The organism is Kocuria sp. PD6 (assembly GCF_031844145.1).
Taxonomy (GTDB): domain Bacteria; phylum Actinomycetota; class Actinomycetes; order Actinomycetales; family Micrococcaceae; genus Kocuria; species Kocuria marina.
The window spans coordinates 191,445-210,803 of sequence record NZ_JAUZUS010000005.1 but is presented as its reverse complement, the minus strand read 5'-3'; the positions used below and the strand labels follow the sequence as shown (position 1 = coordinate 210,803).

Below are 19,359 nucleotides of genomic sequence, written 5' to 3'. Positions count from 1 at the left end.
CGTCGAATCCATGGGGACCGCTTCCAGTCTCACCCGTGTCGCCGCCGACCACCAGGGCGTGCGGCAATGAGTCAGGACGCCGTCACTCGTCATCCTCCGCGGCCTTCTCCGCGTCCCGCTCCGCACGCAGCTTCTGGGCGGCCTCTTCCTCCTCCGCCTTCTGTTCGCGCACGACCTCGGTGAGCAGCTTGGTCATCTCCTTGGCCACACCCGCGGCGGACTGGGGGTTCTGCCCCGTGACGAGGCGCTCGTCCACCTGGACGTTCTCCTCCCAGTTGTCGGCGAGCTTGACCGTGGCGCCCTGTTCCTCCAGCTTGTCCTGGAGCAGGTACGGCACCACGTCCTGCTTGCCCACGGCTTCCTCTTCCGCATTGGTGAACGCGGCCACCTTGCGCCCGGACAGCAACGCCACGCCCGTACCGAGCTCCACGTCCACGAGGCCGGAGGGGCCGTGGCACACCGCGCCCACCACGCCACCGGAGTCGTAGACGGACGCGATGAGCTTCTGCAGGTCCGCGTCCCCGGTGAAGTCCCACATGGTGCCGTGCCCGCCCACGAGGTAGACGGCGTCGTACTGGGAGGGGTCCACCACGGAGACCCGCGGCGTGTTGTAGAGGGACGCCTTGACGGTCTCATCCTGCGTGAACTCCACCTGGACGGGGTCGTCCTCCTGGACCTCGTCACGCGGGGGCTGACCCCCGGCGATCGAGGCGAAGTCCACGAAATAGCCTGCGTCCCGGAAGACCTTCCACGGGTGGGACGCCTCGGCCACGTTGTAACCGGTGGCCTCCCCCGTGTCTCCCAGGGTGTCCTGGCTGGTCAGCACCAGGAGGATCTTCTTCATGGTCTCGATGTCCATGGTTCTCCTTTCCGAGGGCGCGCGGTGCGCGCGACGTGGCACCACAGTAGACATCGCACCGTGGGCGGCGTCCGTGCGTTCACTGTCGGCATGTTGCACCCACCCCGCCGCCGTGAAAAGGCCCGCTGTTAGGATGAACAGCGATCCCCGGTGGGTACCCAGGGCCCTGCTCCGCCCCACCGCACTTCCCGACGAAAGGCTCAGTCATGCGCATTTCCAACGCCATCCTGCGCGGTGTCCCCGGCGCGTTCCTGCTCCAGTCCGGCTACGGCAAGCTCGGCATGGACGCCGCGTCCGCCGAGGGCCTCAAGCAGTTCGCCTCCACCGGTGTCCCCCAGTTCGCGGACTGGGACTCCCAGACCTTCACCAAGTTCATCGCCGGCACCGAACTGGCCCTGGGCACCGCCCTGCTGACCCCGTTCGTGTCCAAGCGCCTGGCCGGCGCGGGCCTGCTCGCCTTCAGCGCCGGGCTGCTGAGCATGTACTTCCGCAACTCGGACATGACCCAGGAGGACGGCATCCGCCCGTCCGAGCAGGGCCTGACGCTGTCCAAGGACGCGTTCCTGGCCGCCATCGGCGCGGCCCTCGTGCTGCAGAAGTAGCGCAAGCACCACGCTTTCCCGACGACGCCGCAGTGGTCCGCCACTGCGGCGTCGTCGTCTTCCCTGCCGGGACCGCGCCCCCGGGACGCGCGCCGAGCTGCTACGTTAGTCAGCAATTCGCACCGCTGCTCACGGAAAGCTCCGTACCCCCATGGAAACCCTCCAACACAATCTGGACTTCGTTCGTGACCTGATCTGGGGACCGTGGCTCCTGATCCCCCTGCTGCTGGGAACGGGGATCTTCCTCACGTTCCGCTTGCGCGGCATCCAGTTCCGACTCTTCACCAAGGCCATGAGCCTGGGATTCGGGCGCCGTTCCCGGGCCACCGGTGAGAAGGGCGACATCTCCTCCTTCGCAGCGATGTCCACGGCGCTGGCCGCCACGGTGGGGACGGGCAACATCGTGGGTGTGGCAGCGGCCATGTCCATCGGCGGCCCCGGCGCCCTGTTCTGGATGTGGATCACCGCGCTGTTCGGCATGGCGTCCAAGTACGCGGAGTGCTTCCTGGGCGTGCGCTTCCGCACCCGGGACACCGCCGGTCAGCTCACCGGCGGACCGCAGGTGTATCTGGCCCGCGGCATCCCCAACAAGTTCGGCCGCTTCCTGTCCGTGATGTTCGCGGTGTGCTGTGTAGTGGCCACGTTCGGGATCGGCAACATGACCCAGGGCAACGCGATCGCGTCCAACCTGGAACACACCTTCAACGTCTCCCCCGTGATCACCGCCGTGGTCCTGGCCGTGGGCACCGGGCTCGCCCTGCTGGGCGGGATCCAGTCGATCGCCAAGGTCACCACGTACATGGTCCCGCTCATGATCGTGCTCTACATCGGTTCGGGGCTGTACATCATCGGCGTGAACTTCCAGGGGATCCCCGAGGCGCTGCGCCTCATCTTCACCGGCGCGTTCACCCCCATGGCTGCCGCCGGCGGTTTCGTGGGCTCCACGGTGCTCATGGCCATCCAGATGGGTGCCGCCCGCTCCCTGTTCTCCAACGAGTCCGGCATGGGCACCGCCTCGATCGCCGCGTCCGTGGCGCAGACGAGTCACCCCGTGCGTCAGGGTCTCGTGTCCATGACCCAGACCTTCGTGGACACCCTGGTGGTCATCTCCATCACCGGTTTCGTGATCCTCACGACCGGAGTGTGGAACGGCGCGGACACCGCGACCATGACCTCCGTGGCGTTCTCCACGGGCCTGCCCGGTTCGTGGGGCGGGATCGTGGTCACCATCTGCCTGGTGCTGCTGGGTTACTCCACCGTCCTGGGGTGGGCGTATTACGGCGAGCGCAACGTGGAACGCCTCGCGGGGGCCCGAGCGGCCATCGTGTACCGCGTGATCTTCTCCCTCGCGGCCGGCCTGGGCGCCCTCGCCCCGCTCACGCTCGTGTGGTCCTTCTCGGACATCATGAACGGGCTCATGGCCATCCCCAACCTGATCGGGCTGATCATCCTCTCCGGCCTGGTGGTCCGGGAGACCAACCTGTATCTGAAGAACGATCCCAAGTTCAACGCCACGACCGATCAGATCGACGCGTTCATGGGCACCCACCCCGGTGCCCTGGACGCCCAGATCCACCACACGGTGGACCTCTCCTCGGCCAACCCGGCGCTGTCGGAGACGGGTACGCTGCCCGTGGCCCCGCCCGCCGAGTCCCCGCGCGCCGGGGCCGCTACCGGTGCGGCACCGGGGGGCGACGCCGCGGCGTCGTCAGCCGAGCGCGACTGACGGTCCCGCACCCCGGGGCTTTCGCCCCGGGGCATTCCCACACCGGGGCGTTCCCCGCGGGGTGCGGGCCGGGCCGAGCGGCGGTCTCCCCGGCGCTCTCGCCGGGCGCCAGCGACGTCGCGTGGCGAGAGCGCGCTCAGGTGTCGTGGGCGACGGGTGCCCGCTCAGGCGTCGTGGGCGGCGGGATCCTGTGCCGTGAGCTCCTGCACCTCGATGCTCTGCACGAGGGTGTGTGACTCGCCGGCGGCGAGCCGGACCGGGGAGCCCATCACGTTGCCCGCTTCCACGCACAGCATCTGCTGCCACTCGTTGTCCGCGAAGTCCGCCATGGCCACGGACTTGTCCGCCCAGGGGTTCCACACCACGGTGCTGTCCGAGCCCTCCTTGGTGATCACGAGGGTGCGACCGAGCTCGGGGTCGGAAACCCGCACCTCGCCGCGATGGGCAAATACGGCGTCGGTCTCGCCCGTGATCGCGAGTTCCCCGCTCTGGCGCCGCTGCTCCTTGGCCACCTTGTCGTAGTAGGAGACACCGTCGAGGCCGGTCACGCTCACGCGCCGGGAATCGCCCACGTGGAGGTAGCTGTGCAACGCCTCCTCGAAGTCGAAGGTCCCGGTGCCGGTGTTCGTCACGGTGAGCGCCATACGCAAGCGGGCGCCCACGGTGACCCGGAACCGGGCCTCGAACTCGTGGGGGAACGTCTTGCGCAGGTGCTCGGCCACGTCCGCGGGCGTGAGGGTGAACTCGGCGTAGGCGTGACCCTCGGTGTCCTCCCCCTGCTCGGCGAGCTGCCACTCGGTGATCCGCGCGAACCCGTGCGCGGGGTCCATGTCCCCCGTGCGCCCGGGGCCGAACCACGGGAAGCAGATGGGGACACCGCCGCGGACCGCTCTGCCCGTCTCGTTGTAGGAGCGGGAGGAGACCCACAGCACGGGCTCGTGATCCCCCGGTGCCCACGACACCACGTGCGCGCCGTAGCTCAGGACGGATCCCGAGCCGTCGGCGCAGGACAGGGACAGGGGTTCCGGCAGTCGAGTCATGTCCCCAGCTTAAGCATGGGGTGCGTGCTGAACAGTGGCCAGGCGTGTTCTATCGGGACGGGTGTTCGTGCTCCACGGGGCGGGCCATCTCCTGCTTGAACCACTCGAAGGTCTGCCGGTGGGACTCCGTGCGGCGTACGAAGGCCCACGAGATTCCCAGCACCACGAGCCACGCGGCCACCGCGACCAGCCCCGTGGCGGTCTGGGGATCCGTGCTCAGCGCCCACGCCACGAACACGAAGAACGCGAGCACCACAGCGCACATCACCACGCCGCCGGGCATCTTGTACTCGGAGGTGGCGTGGCGCTCGGGGAACTTCATGCGGTAGCGGATGTAGGAGATCAGGATCATGGACCACACGAACACGAACAAGAGGGACGCCACGGACGTGATCAGCGTGAACGCCTCGATGATCGAGTCCCCCGCGTAGAGCACGGGGATGGTCAGCAGCAGGATGCCCGCCGTGAGGTACAGGGCCCGCACGGGTACGCCCACGCGGTTGAGCCCCTTGAAGATCCCGGGTGCGCTGCCCTCCGCGGAGAGACCGAACATCATCCGGGACGTGGAGAACACCCCGGAGTTGGACGAGGACATCGCGGAGGTCAGCACCACGAAGTTCACCACGGACGCGGCGCCCGCGAGCCCGGCCAGCGCGAACATGGCCACGAACGGGGACTGCTCGGGGTTGATCGAGCGCCACGGGGTGACCACCAGGATGGCCAGGAGGGATCCCACGTAGAAGATGAGGATGCGCACCGGGACGGAGTTGATCGCCCGGGGAAGGGTCGTGCGGGGATCACGGGCCTCGGCCGCGGTGGTGCCCACGAGCTCGATGCCCACGAACGCGAAGACCGCGATCTGGAACCCCGCGACCACGCCCATGGCGCCGTTCGGGAACCACCCGCCGTCGTTCCACAGGTTCGCGAGCTGGGCGGTGTACCCGTCCGGGGATGCGAAGTGGGTCAGCGCCATGATCGCACCCACCACGATCAGGGCCAGGATGGCCACGATCTTGATGAGCGCGAACCAGAACTCCATCTCCCCGAAGTTCTTCACGCTCACGGCGTTGAGCAGGAACACGATGAGGACCACGAGGACGGTGGGCAGCCACAGCGGGACGGCCGCCCACCAGAACTGGACGTAGCCCGTGATGGCCACGAGCTCGGCGATCGCCGTGACGATCCAGCAGAACCAGTAGGACCAACCCACGAAGAACCCCGCCCACGGGCCGATCAGATCGGCGGCGAAGTCCGCGAAGGTCTTGTAGCGCAGATTGGACAGCAACAGCTCGCCCATGGCGCGCATCATGAAGAAGAGGAAGAAACCGATCACCACGTAGATGAACACCACGGCCGGGCCCGCCAGGGAGATGGTGCGCCCCGATCCCATGAACAACCCGGTGCCGATCGCACCGCCGATCGCGATCAGTTGGATGTGTCGATTGCTCAGGCCCCTGCTGGGCTCGGAGTGCGTGTGCGGTGGCGACACCGCGGTGGAGCTGTTCGTCATGGAGTCAGAGGGTACTCCCGGGCGGGCGCCCAACTGTAGCGGGGCCTGCGCCCGGGTGTCGGGAACAGCTGAGGCCCGAAACGGCATGTGATCCGCGGATCACCTGCCGTTTCGGGCCTTCGCTGTTCAGCGCCGTCGGGACCGAGGGCCCCGACAAGCTCGATGAGCGGGCGGAGCGGCGGTCAGCGCACGCGCTGCGCCCGGTCCGGGCGTCCGGAGTCGGTGGAGACGTAGCTGTCGATGGCCCCGGGGCGGCCCTCCATGAACCCGTCGATCTGCAGCTTGTCCGCGCGCAACTGCGGGTCGTTGCGCAGGTAGTGCTTGGTCTCGCGGGCGATCAGCCCGGAGAGGATGAGCAGACCCAGCAGGTTGGGCAGCGCCATGAGCCCGTTCATGAGGTCCGCGAAGGACCACACGATGGCCAACGGCACGCTGCAGCCCACGAACACGATCAGCGAGAAGAACACGCGGTACGGCATCACGGACCTGCGGCCGAACAGGCGCTCCATGCAGCGCTCGCCGTAGTAGGCCCAGCCCAGGATCGTGGAGTACGCGAAGAGGATCAGGCCCAGGGTCACGATCAGGTGGCCCCAACCGCCGGGCAGCCCATGGCTGAAGGCGTCCCCGGTCATGGTGGCCGCGAAGTCCTTGCCCTGGTCCCACACGCCGGTGGTCACGATCACGAGGCCCGTGCAGGTCACCACGATGATGGTGTCGATGAACGTCTGGGTCATGGACACCAGGCCCTGACGGACGGGGTGAGTGGTCTGCGCGGCCGCTGCGGCGATGGCCGCGGACCCCATGCCGGACTCGTTGGAGAAGATGCCGCGGGCCACACCCATCTGCACCACCAGGATGATCGCGGATCCGGCGAAGCCGCCCACCGCGGAGTGCCCCGTGAAGGCCGTGCTGAAGATGCTCCCGAACGCCGCGGGAACGGACTCGATGTTGACCGCCAGGATGTAGAGCGCGCCCAGGACGTAGAAGACAATCATGATAGGCACGAGCGCGGCGGTGACCTTGCCGATGGACTTGATCCCGCCCACGAGCACGAGCAGCGTCAGCGCCGCGAGCACGAGGCCCGTGACCCACACGGGCACACCGAAGGAGGACTCCACGTTCGCGGAGATGGAGTTGCCCTGGGTCATGTTGCCGATCCCGAAGGACGCGAGCACCGCGGCGATCGCGAAGAACAGGGAGAGGAACTTGCCGAAACCGTTGGGGATCCCGCGGAACAGGTAGTACTGCGGACCGCCGGAGATCTCGCCCTTGGCGTCCCGGGTGCGGAACCGCACGCCCAGGAAGGCCTCCGAGTACTTGGACGCCATGCCCAGCACGCCCGTGACCCACATCCAGAACAGGGCGCCGGGGCCGCCGATCGAGATGGCCGTGGCCACGCCCACGATGTTGCCGGTACCCACGGTCGCGGCGAGCGCCGTGGTCAATGCCTGGAACTGGGAGACGTCACCGCCGGGGGCGTCCTTGTCCTTGCGTTCGAACAGCGCGAGGCGCAGTGCGGGGATCAACTTGGTGATCTGCAGTCCGGACAGCCGGATGGTCAGGTAGATGCCCGTTCCGAGCAGCAGCGGGATCAGGAGGAACGGCCCCCACACGAACCCGCCGATCGTGTCGAGAATGGATTGGAGCGAATCGAGCATGAAGGTGTCCCTCGTTCAACTGGGGCAGGATGCCACGGACGGTGTGTGAACAATGTCACTGTCCCGGACAGTGAACCACATCCCGCGCGGTTCCGGGCCCCTCGGCGTGCGGAGCGGGGGCCATGTCGCACAGCTCGCGGGACGACGCCGCCGGGTCCGGGCATTCACCCGACGGGCGTCCCCTGCCGGCGCGCCGTGAGGACCAGCCCCACGGAGATCACGGCGCATGCCGCCATGCTCAGCACCATGGGCACCGCGGTGTACTCCCCGCCGAGGCCCGTGAGGGGCGTGACGAGCCCGGCCAGGATGAACTGGGCCATGCCCACCACGGCAGAACCTGTGCCGGAGAGGTGCAGCCGTTGGGCCTGGCGCTGGGCCATGGCCACGGCGTTGCCCAGGACGAGTCCCATGCAGGACTGGGCCAGGAACAACAGCACCAGGGTGATCGCTCCGACCACGCCCAGCACCACCAGGACCATGTTGAGCACGGAGAAGGTTGCGAGTCCCGTGACCCCCACGAGCAACAGGGAGGAGGGGTCCCGACTGCCCACGAGCTTGGTGTTGACCACTCCCATGGTGATCGAACCGCACGCGTTGATCGCGAAGATCACGGAGTAGATCAGAGCGCTGAAGCCCAGCACGTTCTGGATCACGAACGAGGACGCGGAGATGTAGGAGAACAGCGCACCGAACGCGAAGGCGAAGCTCAGGGCGTAGAGCGTGAAGTGTCGATCACTGATCATCTGCCGGGCGTTGCGCAGGATGAGCCCCAGCCCGCCCCGCGAGCGTTGCCCCGGCGGGAGGGTCTCCGGCACGATGAACACGGAGCACGCGAGCATCACGGCCCCGAAGATCGCGAGCACCCAGAACACCACGCGCCAGTCGGCCACGGTCGCGATCACACCGCCCGCGAGCGGTGCGACCACGGGTGCCAGGGACGTGATGAGTGCGAGCACCGAGTACAGCTGGGCCGCGCGGTGGCCGTGGGCGATGTCCGAGACCACGGCCCGGGCGATCACCACGCCCGCCGCCCCGGCGAGACCCTGCACGAACCGCAGGGCGAGCACCCAGTGGATGTCCGGGGCCACGATGATCCCCACGGACGCGAGCAGGAAGATCAGGTTCCCCGTGACCATGAGTCTGTGCCGCCCCAGCACGTCCGAGAGCGGGCCCAGCAGGAATTGCCCCAGCGCCATGCCCACCATGTACGCGGTGAGGGTCAGCTGGATCATGCTGGCCGGGGAGCCGAACCACTCGCCCATCTCCGGCATGGACGCGAGGTACATGTCCGTGGCCAGCGGGCTCACGGCGGAGAGGATGCCCAGGGCGCCCACGAGCACGATCCAGTCCAGGCGCGGGCTCAATCCCAGCCTGCTGCGACCGGGCTCGGGGAACGCGGGGTTCTGGGTCATGCGGGCTCTCCTGGCACGCGCCTGGGCGCTGAGGGGTCGGCGGGCTGTTCAAATAGTAGGTGCCGCGGGTCACCCGATCCCCTCCTGTAACGCCCCCGCGCCTAGGATGATCCACGATGGAATCCAGCGATCGCACCCCTGACACGTCCGCGCACGACGCGGCCCTCCCGGACTCCGCGGGCAGCGCCCCGGAGGCGTCCCCGGCCCCCGAACACCGCACCGAACAGCCCGCCGAGGCCCGCGCGGCCGGTGCCGCGCCGTCGTCATCCGAGCACACCGAGGCCGATGCCACCCCGACGAACGACAGCGCACCGACTGACGCCGGCGCTCCGACGGGTCCCGCCGCGGCGACCGGCGGTGCCCCCGCGGGCGTGGCGTTCCCACGGCAGCCGTACTCGTTTGTGCGCCGCGGTGACCGGTTGTCCCCCAAGCGCCAGAAGGCGTGGGACGAGCATGCGGACGAGTGGGTCCTGGACATCCCCCGCGTCATGACCGACACCTCCGTGGATCCGGCCTACCGACTGGACCGGGAGGCCGTGTTCGGCCGTGTGGCACCGGTCGTCGTGGAGGTGGGCTCGGGCCTGGGCGAGGCCATCGTGGCCCATGCGGCGGCCCACCCGGAGCTGGACCACCTGGCCGTGGAGGTCTACAAGCCCGGTGTGGCGGATCTACTCATGAAGGCCGCCCAGGCCGGCGTGACCAATGTGCGCGTGGCGCAGGCCAACGCCCCCGAGGTGCTCGAGCACATGCTGGAACCCGGTTCCGTGCACGAACTGTGGGTCTTCTTCCCGGACCCGTGGCACAAGACCCGCCACCACAAGCGGCGCCTGGTCTCCCCCGGTTTCGCCGAACTGGCCGCCCGCGTTCTGGAACCGGGTGGACTGTGGCGGTTGGCCACGGACTGGCAGGAGTACGCGGTGGTGATGCGCGAGGTCCTGGACGGCGCGGACGCGGACTTCGAGAACGTGCATCCGGGTCAGCCCGCGGACGACGAGCACCCGGACGCCGGGTGGGCCCCGCGCTGGGAGGGCCGGATCCTCACGAGTTTCGAACGCAAAGCCACGGAAGCCGGGCGGATCCCGCGGGACCTGACCTACCGCCGTCGTTAGCTGTACTGACCGGACACGTTGATTGAGCCGCCACGTGCATGACGCTGTGTGGACAGCGCGCACGTAGGGGCACCCCGGTTGTCGCCAGTCCACTCATGGCTCTGAGCCTGGGACTTCCTTATGGTGGGTGCATGCCCGTCTGGCAGCCAGCAATCCCGCAGAGGTTGCGCCCCCATCTCCTTGCTTGGGTGGGCTACGACTTCACCAGCACCGAGACCGTGCACCATGGGGTTCCCTCGTTGGGCGTCACAGTGGTGCTGTCGCTCGCGGACCCCATCGACTGTGGCTGGCTGGATGGCGGCGCACGGCAGCAACTGGATGCTTTAGTCTCCGGTCTCCACACCACTCCGGCTCTGATCCACTCGGGGGGGCGCCAGCAGGGCCTCGAGTTGTCGATCAACCCGCTCTCGGCTCGTCGGCTGCTGGGGCTGCCGGCCGGGGAGCTGGCCGGCGCCATGATTGATGTGAATCACCTCCGGTGGCCCGCGCACCTGCTCGACCAGCTGTGGCAGTCAACGTGGTCACGACGGTTCGACCTCGTGGCGGCATTCCTCACCACGCGGATCGACCAGCATTCCCACAGACCGCGAGCAGACATGGTCGAGGCGCTCGCGCGGATCCGTCAGGCTCGGGGAACGATTCCGATCGCCGACCTGGCTCGGGATGTTGGCCTGTCCAGACGGCGGCTCTCAACCCTTTTCGACCTCGAGACCGGCCTGTCTCCCAAGCAGGTGGCGCGCATCGTTCGCTTCAACCACGCCAAGGATCTCGTCCAGAGTGGGACCCGGCCCTCGGACGTCGCGGCGATGGCCGGCTACAGCGACCAGGCGCACTTGTCTCGGGAATGGAAGTCGATGACTGGATGGACGCTGCGCCAGTCGAGGGCCGACTTCCCAATCCTTCAAGACATGCACCTGCTTGAGGAGTGAGGCTGGAGCCATGACCACACCACAGCTGTTTCACTGCCTGCGCTATACAGACGCCGATCGAGGCATCGACTTCCTCCAAGCCATAGGCTTCACCACGGCCATGGTCGTGCGGGATCCGGATGACCCGGCCCTGGTGGCCCATGCGCAACTTGACTGGCGCGACAACGGGGGCATCATGCTGGGCTCTGCTCGGGACGATGACCCGCACTACGGACCGGGGATCTGCAACTTGGTGGTCGCCAACGATGAGGATGTCGATAGCCTCTGCGCCACGGCCCTGGCACACGGAGCGACCATCGTCACGGAGCCCAACCATGCACCCCACGGCGGACGCAACGCATGTGTCGCCGACTTCGACGGCCACTGGTGGAACCTCGACTCCTACCCGGGAGCCTGAGCCAGAGAAGCAGTCCTCGGCGACAGTTGATGACTCTGGTCCCACGAGGCTTGAATCTCTCCGCTGCAGCTTGACCCACACAATCTCGCCGCCCACGGCGGCATCTGGCCTTCCTGAGCGGCACGTACCCTCAGGAAGGCTTGCTCATGTCCCACGCCAACGCGGCGCTGACCCCACGGCATCGCCTGATTGTCGCTCGCCTGATTGTTGACGACGGCTGCCCGATCAGTGAAGTCGCGGCCCGCTTCCAGGTCTCCTGGCCGACCGTGAAGCGCTGGGCCGACCGCTACCGCGCGGGCGAGTCCATGCACGACCGATCATCCAGACCCCATCGCTCACCGAACCGCAGCAGCCCGAAGACCACCCGGCGGTGCATAAACCTTCGGCTCCGGCTGAGGGAGGGGCCAGTCCAGTTGGCCCGTCGGCTCGGGATCGCCCCTCGACGGTTCACCGCATCCTGGTCGACGCGCGCTTGAACCGGCTCTCCCACGTTGACCGCGCTACCGGCGAACCTGTCCGTCGCTACGAGCACGACCATCCCGGGGCGATGCTGCACGTTGACGTGAAGAAGCTCGGCAACATCCCCGACGGCGGAGGCTGGCGCTGCGTGGGCCGCCAGCAAGGCGAGAAAAACCGCGCCGCCACACCCGACAAGCCCCGCAACAAGTACCGGGACCCGTTGATGGGCAAGGCCTACGTCCACACCGTCATCGACGACCACTCCCGCGTGGCCTACACCGAAATCCACGACGACGAAACAGCCCACACCGCCACTGCTGTCCTGGTCCGGGCTGTCGAATGGTTCAACACTCGTGGCGTCACCGTCGAGCGGGTCCTGTCCGACAACGGCGGCGCCTACCGCTCACACCTGTGGCGAGATACCTGCGCCGAGCTCGGGATCCAGCACAAGCGGACCCGGCCGTATCGGCCGCAGACCAACGGGAAGATCGAACGCTTCCACCGGACCTTGGCTGATGGGTGGGCCTACGCCCGATGCTACAGCTCCGAGGGCGAACGGCGGGGCGAGCTTGACGGTTGGCTGCACTACTACAACCACCATCGCCCGCACACGGCCTGCGGCAACCAGCCGCCCTTCTCACGATTGACCAACGTGTCCGGTCAGTACAGTTTGCCGGACCCGGGGCGAACCGGTCCGGGGGCCTACTGTGGGAAGGTCCCTGACCGACCGACCCGCAGGAGTCCCGGTGTCCTCCAGTACACGACCGTCCCACCCTTCGGACGCGGAGCCCGAGCCCTCGCCACGCGGGGGCGCCCGCAAACCGGCGAACCGCAAGGACGCCACGCGCTCGTTCCTCGACGAGATCAACTACCCCCACAACATCCACCCGGCCGTGGTGCCAGGCGTGTCCGTGGAGGACCAGAAGGTGCGCTACGGAATCGACAAGATCGTGGTGGGCGTGGCCGGCGGGTTGATCGTCGCGTTCATCGGGTGGGGTGTCGTGGACACCGCGTCACTCACGGCCGTGTCCGGTGCGGCGCTGAACTGGACGATGCTCAACATGGGGTGGGCGTTCAACGTCCTGGCGATCGGGCTGTTGCTCTACCTGCTGTACATCGCGGTGTCCCGCTACGGGCGGATCCCGCTGGGCCTGGACGGGGACCGGCCCGAGTACTCCACGGCGTCGTGGGCGGCCATGCTGTTCGCGGCGGGGATCGGGATCGGGATCATCTTCTTCGGCCCTTTCGAGCCCATGACCTACTTCCTGTCCCCGCGCCCGGGTTCCGCGGACCCCGGCACGGTGGACGCTATGAAGAAGGCCTCCGCGCAGGCCGCGCTGCACTGGGGGCTCAACGCGTGGGCCATCTACGGTCTCGTGGGCGTGGCGGTGGCCTACACGTCCTACCGGCGCGGACGCGTTCCACTCATGAGTTCCGTGTTCGCACCGTTCTTCCACAACGGCAACACCGACAACCTGGCCGGCCGGATCATCGACATCCTGGCGATCCTGGCCACCCTGTTCGGCACCGCGGCGTCCCTGGGCATCGGTGCCCTGCAGATCGGGCGCGGTGTGGAGATCTTCACGGGTCTGGGCCCCTCGGGCAACGCCGCGGCGGTCGTCATCATCGCGGCGCTCACCGCGGGGTTCATCGCCTCGGCGGTCTCGGGCGTGGCCCGCGGGATCCGATGGTTGTCCAACATCAACATGGTCCTCGCCGTGGGTCTGGCACTGTTCTTCTTCGTCCTGGGACCCACCGCGTTCCTGCTCAACTTCGTGCCCTCCGTGATCGTCACGTACTTCGCCGAGCTGCCCACCATGCTGTCCGCGTCCATGTCGGACGGCCCCGAGATGCAGGCGTTCCTGTCCTCGTGGACCACGTTCTACTGGGCCTGGTGGGTCTCCTGGGCACCCTTCGTGGGGGTCTTCGTGGCCAAGATCTCCCGGGGCCGCACCATCCGCCAGTTCATCCTGGGGGTGCTGTTCATCCCCTCGTCCATCGTGGTGATGGCCTTCACGGTGCTCGGCGGGACCGCCATCCACCAGCAGATGCAGGACCACGCGATCGCCCCGGACGGCACCGCGCAGACCCTGCCAGCCCCGGAAGAGATCTTCTTCACCGTCCTGGACGGCATGCCCGCGGCCGGCATCATGGCGGGAATCGTGGTGCTCATGCTGGCCATCTTCTTCATCACCACCGCGGACTCCGCCTCCGTGGTGACGTCCCAGATGTCCCAGCGGGGCAACCCGAACCCCAAGCGGCGGATCACCGTGTTCTGGGGACTGTGCATGGCCGGGATCGCCGTGGTGATGTTGTTGATCGGCGGACAGAACGCGCTCACGGGTCTGCAGAACCTGATCACCGTCACGGCCCTGCCGTTCACCCTGATCATGTTCGCCATGGCCGTGGCCTTCCACAAGGACCTGCGCCGGGACCCCATGGTCATCCGCGAGCAGTACTCGCGCTGGGCGGTGGACAAGTCCGTACGCCACGGCATCGACGAGTACGGGGACGACTTCACGTTCTCGGTGGAACGCGCCCCGGACAGCAAGTGGGCGGCGGGCGCGGACTTCGACTCGAGCGCCCCGGAGGTCACCGAGTGGTACCGGCGCACGGACGAGGACGGCAACCCCGTGGCCTACGACTACGAGACGGGCGAGTTCACCGATTCGCACGACGTCGTACACCCCGGCGAGCGCGCGGCAGCGCCTAGGGTGGAACCCGACGCACCCTCCACGGACCCCGAGAGAAAGTAGCCCCGCATGTTGTTCCTGGCCCGCATGGACGTGGTCTTCCCGGAATCGATGACCGACGAGACCAAGGCTGATTACCAGCACCGCGAGAAGGCCTACTCGGGTGAACTCCAGCGCACGGGTGTCTTGAAGGGCATCTGGCGCGTGGTGGGCGAATACGCCAACTACTCGATCTACGACGTCGAGGACAACGACGAGCTGCAGACCGTCCTGTCCGGGTTCCCCATGTTCGCGTACATGAACGTCAAGGTGACCCCGCTGGCCAAGCACCCCAACGCCACCACGGACGACTTCTTCGACGGCAACACGATCCAGGAGTAGTCCTTCGCGGTACCCCCGGATGACGAGATCCCTGCGGCCCTTCCCGAGAGGAGCCGCGGGGATCTCGCCGTTCGCGGGTCGTCTACTTCTGCGAGCCGCGCAGCTTCGTGGTCGACGACGACGTTGCATCCCGCCGCGCGGACGCCGCGTCCCGGCCCGGGGCCGTGTCCCGGCCCAGTATGGCGTCCCGGCCGGTGGCCGCAGCCTCGGGCTTGGCCGGGCGGTAGAGCATGAGCGCCTGGGACACCTTGCGGGGTGAGCGCCGGGTGCCACGGGCCATGCGCACCACATCCCCGGCGGAACCGGCGGTGAAAATCATGTCCCGCTCCTGCCGCGCCCGGCGCTCCCGTTCGAGTTCCTCGGACAGTTCCGTGACCCGGGTCTGCAGCGCCTGCACCTGGTTCTCGAGCTGGATGATGCGCTTGATCCCTTCGAGGGACACGCCCTCCTGGGAGAGCTCCTGGATCTGACGCAGTTTCTGCACGTCCAGCTGGGAGTACCGGCGGGCCCGCCCGGAGGCCCGGGACGGGGTCACGAGACCCATGCGGTCGTACTGGCGCAGGGTCTGGGGGTGCATGTCCGCGAGCTCCGCGGCCACCGAGATCACGAACACTGGCTGGGTGAAGTCGATGGCCATGTCAGAGCGCCGCCTCCTCGCTCAGGTTCGCGCGGGGGTCGAAGTCCTCGGTGGCCCGCGCGAACTCCTGCAGGGCTTCCCGTGCGGCATCGTCCAGGTCTGCCGGGAACTGGATCTGCACCGTCACGATCATGTTGCCCGTGGTGGACCCGGACGTGAAGCCCTTGCCCTTGACACGCATCCGGTGCCCGGACGACGTCCCCGCGGGGACCCGCACGGTCACATGGCCCTCGTCCAGCGTGGGCACCTGCACGGTGGTCCCGAGTCCGGCCTCCGCAGCGGTCACCGGGATGTCCACGTGCACGTCCTGGCCCTCGCGGGTGAAGAACGGGTGCTCCTTGACCTTGACGGTCACGAACAGGTCCCCGTGGCCACCGGGCCCCGAGTGTCCCTTGCCCGCGATCTTCAACCGCTGCCCATCCTTGACGCCCTTGGGCACGCGCACCGTGGTGGACTGGCCGTTGCCCCGGCGCAGTTTCACCGTGGTGCCGTTGTACGCGGAACGCAGCGGGATCGTGGTCGTGGTGTGGATGTCCTCACCCTTGGCGGGCGGTGCCTGGTAGCCACCGAATCCGCCCTGACCCCCGCCGAATCCACCCTGGCCGCCACCGAAGCCCCCTCCGAACCGCGAATTGCCGCCCTGGCCGCCGAACTGCGCGAACAGGTCCTCGAACCCGCCACCCCCGGAGGTGGAGTAGCTCCTGCGGCCACCGCCGCCGTTGAACAGACCCCCGAAGAGGTCCTCGAACCCGGCGCCGCCAGCGTTGCTCGCGCCACCGGGGCCACCGGCGGTGAACCGCGCCCCGGAACCCATGGCCCGGATCGCATCGTACTGTTTGCGTTCCTCGGGGTCCGACAGCACCGAATTGGCCTCGGTGATGTCCTTGAACTTCTTCTCCGCGGCCGCATCCCCCGGGTTCTGGTCCGGGTGGTACTTGCGGGCCAGCTTGCGGTAAGCCTTCTTGATGTCCGCCTGGGATGCGTCCTTGGAGACGCCCAGGACAGTGTAGAAATCTTTGTCGATCCAGTCCTGACTGGCCATGACGCCTCCTTCCTCCTGGTACTTCCCTGTGTGACTCGGGGCGGGTCCCGTCATGCGGACCCGCCCCGAGGAATTTCTTGCGTTACGGCTTCGTGGCCACGGCCACCTGGGCCGCCCGGACCACTCGAGCGCCCACCCGGAAGCCCGAGCGCAGCACCATGGACACGTGGTCCTGTTCCACCTCGTCGGTGGGTTGCTGCAGCACGGCCTCGTGCACGGTGGGGTCGAAGACCTCCCCCACCTCCCCGATCCGGGTGAGGCCCTTCTTGCCCAGGGCGTCCTCGAGCTTGGTCGCGATCGCGGCGAACGGGCCGTCCTCGAGGTCCCCGGCCTTGCGAGCGGCGTCGATGTCGTCCAGGACCGGCAGCAGCGCGGTGATCATCTCGCCGGAGACGAAGTCCCGCAGCTGATCCTTCTCCCGCGCGGTGCGGTTCTTGAAGTTCACGAACTCCGCCTGCAGCCGACGCAGGTCCTCGAGGCGCTCGTCCGCGAGCTTCTGCGCGGCGGACTCGCCCGCCGGGGCGGCGTCGTCCTGCGACGACGCCGCGTCCACGGCCTGCGTGTCCCCGGCCTGGGCGTCCTGGGACTGAGGGGTGTCCAGGATGTCGTCCACGGTCAGCCCCTCACCGCCCTCGGAACGCTCGGTGCCGGTGGAGTCCTGAGCTGAATGATCCGGGTCCTCCGGCACGGACTCGCCGTGACCCTTGGTGTTCTCGGAATCGCTCATGCTCACTTCCTCCCGTTCTTACCGTCTTCGTCGTCCACGACCTCGGCGTCGACGATGTCGTCGTCGTCCTTGGCCTGCGCACCCTGAGCACCCTCGGCGCCTGGCTGGGCACCGGCGGCACCCTCGCTCTGGGCCTGCGCGTACAGCGCCTCACCGATCTTGGTCTGGGAGGCTTGCAACTTCTCGAACGCGGTCTTCACGGCGTCGTCGTCGTCGCCCTCGAGGGCGGACTTCACGGCGTCGACGTCGGCCTGGACCTCGGTCTTGACGTCCTCGGGGATCTTGCCCTCGTCGTCGTTGAGCAGCTTCTCCACGGAGTACGCCTGCTGTTCCGCGTTGTTGCGACGGTCGGCGGCCTCACGGCGCTGCTTGTCCGCGTCGGCGTTCGCCTCGGCGTCCTTGACCATGCGGTCGATGTCCTCCTTGGACAGCGAGGTACCGCCCGTGATGGTCATGGACTGTTCCTTGCCCGTGCCCTTGTCCTTGGCGGACACGTGCACGATGCCGTTCGCGTCGATGTCGAACGTGACCTCGATCTGCGGCATGCCGCGCGGGGCTGGGGCGATGCCCGTGAGCTCGAACGTGCCCAGGTTCTTGTTGTCCCGGGTGAACTCGCGCTCGCCCTGGAAGACCTGGATGGACACGGACGGCTGGTTGTCCTCCGCGGTGGTGAAGGTCTCGGACCGCTTGGTGGGGATGGCCGTGTTGCGCTCGATGAGCTTGGTCATCACGCCGCCCTTGGTCTCGATGCCCAGCGACAGCGGGGTCACGTCGATCAGCAGCACGTCCTTGCGGTCGCCCTTGAGCACACCGGCCTGGATCGCGGCGCCGATGGCCACGACCTCGTCCGGGTTCACGCCCTTGTTGGGGGCCTTACCCGCGAGCTCGGTGACCTTCTCGACCACGGCGGGCATACGGGTGGAACCACCCACGAGCACCACGTGATCGATGTCGGAGACGTTGATCCCGGCCTCGGAGATGACGTCCTTGAACGGCTTCTCGGTGCGGGCCAGCAGGTCCTTGGTGAGGTCCTCGAACTTGGCACGGGAGAGCTTCTCGTCCAGGTGCACGGGGCCCTCGGGGGTCACGGACAGGTATTGCAGGGAGATGGTCGTGGACGTCGCGGAGGACAGTTCCTTCTTGGCCTGCTCGGCCGCCTCCTTCAAGCGCTGCAGGGCGATCTTGTCCTTGGACAGGTCCGCACCGGTCTTGGACTTCACCTGCTCCAGCAGCCAGTCCACGATGCGCTGGTCCCAGTCGTCGCCACCGAGGCGGTTGTCACCGGCGGTGGCGCGGACCTGGATGGTGGAGAAGTCGTCCTCGTCCTTGCCGACCTCCAGCAGGGAGACGTCGAACGTGCCGCCACCGAGGTCGAAGACCAGGATGAGCTCGTCCTCCTTGCCCTTCTCCAGACCGTATGCCAGGGCCGCGGCGGTGGGCTCGTTGACGATGCGCAGCACGTTCATGCCGGCGATCTCACCGGCCTCCTTGGTGGCCTGGCGCTCGGCGTCGTTGAAGTACGCGGGAACAGTGATCACGGCATCCGTGACCGTGTCGCCCAGGTAGGACTCGGCGTCCGCCTTGAGCTTCATGAGCGTACGGGCGGAGATCTCCTGCGGAGTGTACTTCTTGCCATCGATCTCGGTGGTCCAGTCCGTGCCCATGTGGCGCTTCACGGAGGCCACGGTGCGGTCCACGTTGGTCACGGCCTGGCGCTTGGCCACGTCGCCCACGAGGGTCTCGCCGTCCTTGGAGAAGGCGACAACGGACGGGGTGGTGCGGTTGCCCTCGGCGTTCGCAATGACGACGGGCTCGCCGCCTTCCAGTACGGATACCACGGAGTTAGTGGTACCGAGGTCGATTCCTACTGCACGAGACATGTTCTATCCCTTCGTTGTTCCGATGCGGTCCGGGACGGGCACCGACGCGGCCCGTCCGTGAACCTTCAAGACTTGAGCTTTCGGGACTCAAGTTTACACCTTGAGCTACTCTTGTCAACCTAAGTTGAGTCGCAACGGCTCAAGTATCTACACACCGCGTCTCGCCCGAGCTGCCGGGAATTCCACAGCAATTCGGGGGTGGACACTTAGCCGCGTTACACTGACGGGTTTGTACGCCCAGGGCGAAACGTGCCGGGCCCGCACTGCCCCCGACCCCTCCAGGAGCGCCACCGCACCA

Annotated in this window: 16 protein-coding genes and 1 pseudogene; 8 read left to right on the top strand and 9 right to left on the bottom strand. The window is 67.6% G+C overall.

All coding sequences use genetic code 11. From position 1 onward, the window contains the following. Window positions 1–82 precede the first annotated feature (82 nt). Window positions 83–859, bottom strand: a complete 777-nt coding sequence (locus Q9R22_RS06635) for a type 1 glutamine amidotransferase domain-containing protein (protein ID WP_131332322.1) — start codon at window positions 857–859, stop codon at window positions 83–85. 206 nt (window positions 860–1,065) lie between these two features. Between Q9R22_RS06635 and Q9R22_RS06630 the strand changes: the two genes are divergently transcribed. Next, on the top strand, window positions 1,066–1,461 hold the full coding sequence (locus Q9R22_RS06630; RefSeq protein WP_131332321.1) for a hypothetical protein: 396 nt from the start codon (window positions 1,066–1,068) through the stop codon (window positions 1,459–1,461). 151 nt (window positions 1,462–1,612) lie between these two features. Then, window positions 1,613–3,187, top strand: a complete 1,575-nt coding sequence (locus Q9R22_RS06625) for a sodium:alanine symporter family protein (protein WP_131332320.1) — start codon at window positions 1,613–1,615, stop codon at window positions 3,185–3,187. A 164-nt stretch (window positions 3,188–3,351) separates the two neighbouring features. On the opposite strand, the gene Q9R22_RS06620 is transcribed toward Q9R22_RS06625, so the two are convergent. The 4 genes from Q9R22_RS06620 to Q9R22_RS06605 all read right to left on the bottom strand — a co-directional run bounded on the left by Q9R22_RS06620 (window position 3,352) and on the right by Q9R22_RS06605 (window position 8,807). Continuing rightward, window positions 3,352–4,227, bottom strand: coding sequence for a D-hexose-6-phosphate mutarotase (locus Q9R22_RS06620; protein WP_131332319.1), 876 nt, complete (start codon window positions 4,225–4,227; stop codon window positions 3,352–3,354). A gap of 49 nt (window positions 4,228–4,276) precedes the next feature. Next, window positions 4,277–5,737 carry an amino acid permease gene (locus Q9R22_RS06615; protein WP_131332318.1) on the bottom strand — a complete coding sequence of 487 codons (1,461 nt, stop codon included), beginning with the start codon at window positions 5,735–5,737 and terminating at the stop codon, window positions 4,277–4,279. Window positions 5,738–5,919: 182 nt separating this feature from the next. Then, on the bottom strand, window positions 5,920–7,395 hold the full coding sequence (locus tag Q9R22_RS06610; RefSeq protein WP_131332317.1) for a sodium:alanine symporter family protein: 1,476 nt from the start codon (window positions 7,393–7,395) through the stop codon (window positions 5,920–5,922). Window positions 7,396–7,559: 164 nt separating this feature from the next. Then, entirely contained in the window at window positions 7,560–8,807 is a 1,248-nt protein-coding gene (locus Q9R22_RS06605; RefSeq protein WP_131332316.1) for a multidrug effflux MFS transporter, read from the bottom strand. Between the two features lie 116 nt (window positions 8,808–8,923). On the opposite strand from Q9R22_RS06605, the gene trmB reads away from it, so the two are divergent. From trmB to catC, 6 genes and pseudogenes are all read left to right on the top strand, one after another. Then, entirely contained in the window at window positions 8,924–9,916 is a 993-nt protein-coding gene (gene trmB, locus Q9R22_RS06600) for a tRNA (guanosine(46)-N7)-methyltransferase TrmB (RefSeq protein ID WP_242670580.1), read from the top strand. Window positions 9,917–10,104: 188 nt separating this feature from the next. Further along, window positions 10,105–10,845, top strand: a complete 741-nt coding sequence (locus tag Q9R22_RS06595; protein ID WP_242670578.1) for an AraC family transcriptional regulator — start codon at window positions 10,105–10,107, stop codon at window positions 10,843–10,845. A gap of 10 nt (window positions 10,846–10,855) precedes the next feature. Further along, the gene (locus Q9R22_RS06590) at window positions 10,856–11,242 is read left to right on the top strand and encodes a VOC family protein (protein ID WP_131332314.1); all 387 of its coding nucleotides are present in this window, start codon (window positions 10,856–10,858) and stop codon (window positions 11,240–11,242) included. A gap of 146 nt (window positions 11,243–11,388) precedes the next feature. Further along, window positions 11,389–12,368: pseudogene (locus tag Q9R22_RS06585) on the top strand (IS481 family transposase); the annotation flags it as partial. A 79-nt stretch (window positions 12,369–12,447) separates the two neighbouring features. After that, window positions 12,448–14,457, top strand: a complete 2,010-nt coding sequence (locus tag Q9R22_RS06580; protein WP_131332313.1) for a BCCT family transporter — start codon at window positions 12,448–12,450, stop codon at window positions 14,455–14,457. Window positions 14,458–14,463: 6 nt separating this feature from the next. Further along, window positions 14,464–14,775, top strand: a complete 312-nt coding sequence (gene catC / locus Q9R22_RS06575) for a muconolactone Delta-isomerase (RefSeq protein ID WP_035964097.1) — start codon at window positions 14,464–14,466, stop codon at window positions 14,773–14,775. A gap of 82 nt (window positions 14,776–14,857) precedes the next feature. Here the strand turns inward: catC and Q9R22_RS06570 are convergent, their stop codons facing one another. The 4 genes from Q9R22_RS06570 to dnaK form a co-directional block, all read right to left on the bottom strand. Then, the gene (locus tag Q9R22_RS06570) at window positions 14,858–15,412 is read right to left on the bottom strand and encodes a heat shock protein transcriptional repressor HspR (protein ID WP_082943299.1); all 555 of its coding nucleotides are present in this window, start codon (window positions 15,410–15,412) and stop codon (window positions 14,858–14,860) included. A 1-nt stretch (window position 15,413) separates the two neighbouring features. Then, on the bottom strand, window positions 15,414–16,454 hold the full coding sequence (locus Q9R22_RS06565) for a DnaJ C-terminal domain-containing protein (protein WP_131332312.1): 1,041 nt from the start codon (window positions 16,452–16,454) through the stop codon (window positions 15,414–15,416). A gap of 82 nt (window positions 16,455–16,536) precedes the next feature. Further along, a complete protein-coding gene (locus Q9R22_RS06560) occupies window positions 16,537–17,187 on the bottom strand; it encodes a nucleotide exchange factor GrpE (protein WP_242670576.1) in 651 nt (216 codons plus the stop codon). Beyond that, entirely contained in the window at window positions 17,184–19,061 is a 1,878-nt protein-coding gene (dnaK, locus tag Q9R22_RS06555) for a molecular chaperone DnaK (protein WP_085106162.1), read from the bottom strand. Before dnaK ends, Q9R22_RS06560 begins: the two co-directional genes overlap by 4 nt. Window positions 19,062–19,359 lie beyond the last annotated feature (298 nt).

What these genes read in the sequence shown, in the direction of transcription:
- Q9R22_RS06635 (WP_131332322.1), bottom strand. Translation starts at nt 859, where the DNA reads ATGGACATCGAGACCATGAAGAAGATCCTCCTGGTGCTGACCAGCCAG.
- Q9R22_RS06630 (WP_131332321.1), top strand. Translation starts at nt 1,066, where the DNA reads ATGCGCATTTCCAACGCCATCCTGCGCGGTGTCCCCGGCGCGTTCCTG.
- Q9R22_RS06625 (WP_131332320.1), top strand. Translation starts at nt 1,613, where the DNA reads ATGGAAACCCTCCAACACAATCTGGACTTCGTTCGTGACCTGATCTGG.
- Q9R22_RS06620 (WP_131332319.1), bottom strand. Translation starts at nt 4,227, where the DNA reads ATGACTCGACTGCCGGAACCCCTGTCCCTGTCCTGCGCCGACGGCTCG.
- Q9R22_RS06615 (WP_131332318.1), bottom strand. Translation starts at nt 5,737, where the DNA reads ATGACGAACAGCTCCACCGCGGTGTCGCCACCGCACACGCACTCCGAG.
- Q9R22_RS06610 (WP_131332317.1), bottom strand. Translation starts at nt 7,395, where the DNA reads ATGCTCGATTCGCTCCAATCCATTCTCGACACGATCGGCGGGTTCGTG.
- Q9R22_RS06605 (WP_131332316.1), bottom strand. Translation starts at nt 8,807, where the DNA reads ATGACCCAGAACCCCGCGTTCCCCGAGCCCGGTCGCAGCAGGCTGGGA.
- trmB (WP_242670580.1), top strand. Translation starts at nt 8,924, where the DNA reads ATGGAATCCAGCGATCGCACCCCTGACACGTCCGCGCACGACGCGGCC.
- Q9R22_RS06590 (WP_131332314.1), top strand. Translation starts at nt 10,856, where the DNA reads ATGACCACACCACAGCTGTTTCACTGCCTGCGCTATACAGACGCCGAT.
- catC (WP_035964097.1), top strand. Translation starts at nt 14,464, where the DNA reads ATGTTGTTCCTGGCCCGCATGGACGTGGTCTTCCCGGAATCGATGACC.
- Q9R22_RS06570 (WP_082943299.1), bottom strand. Translation starts at nt 15,412, where the DNA reads ATGGCCATCGACTTCACCCAGCCAGTGTTCGTGATCTCGGTGGCCGCG.
- Q9R22_RS06565 (WP_131332312.1), bottom strand. Translation starts at nt 16,454, where the DNA reads ATGGCCAGTCAGGACTGGATCGACAAAGATTTCTACACTGTCCTGGGC.
- dnaK (WP_085106162.1), bottom strand. Translation starts at nt 19,061, where the DNA reads ATGTCTCGTGCAGTAGGAATCGACCTCGGTACCACTAACTCCGTGGTA.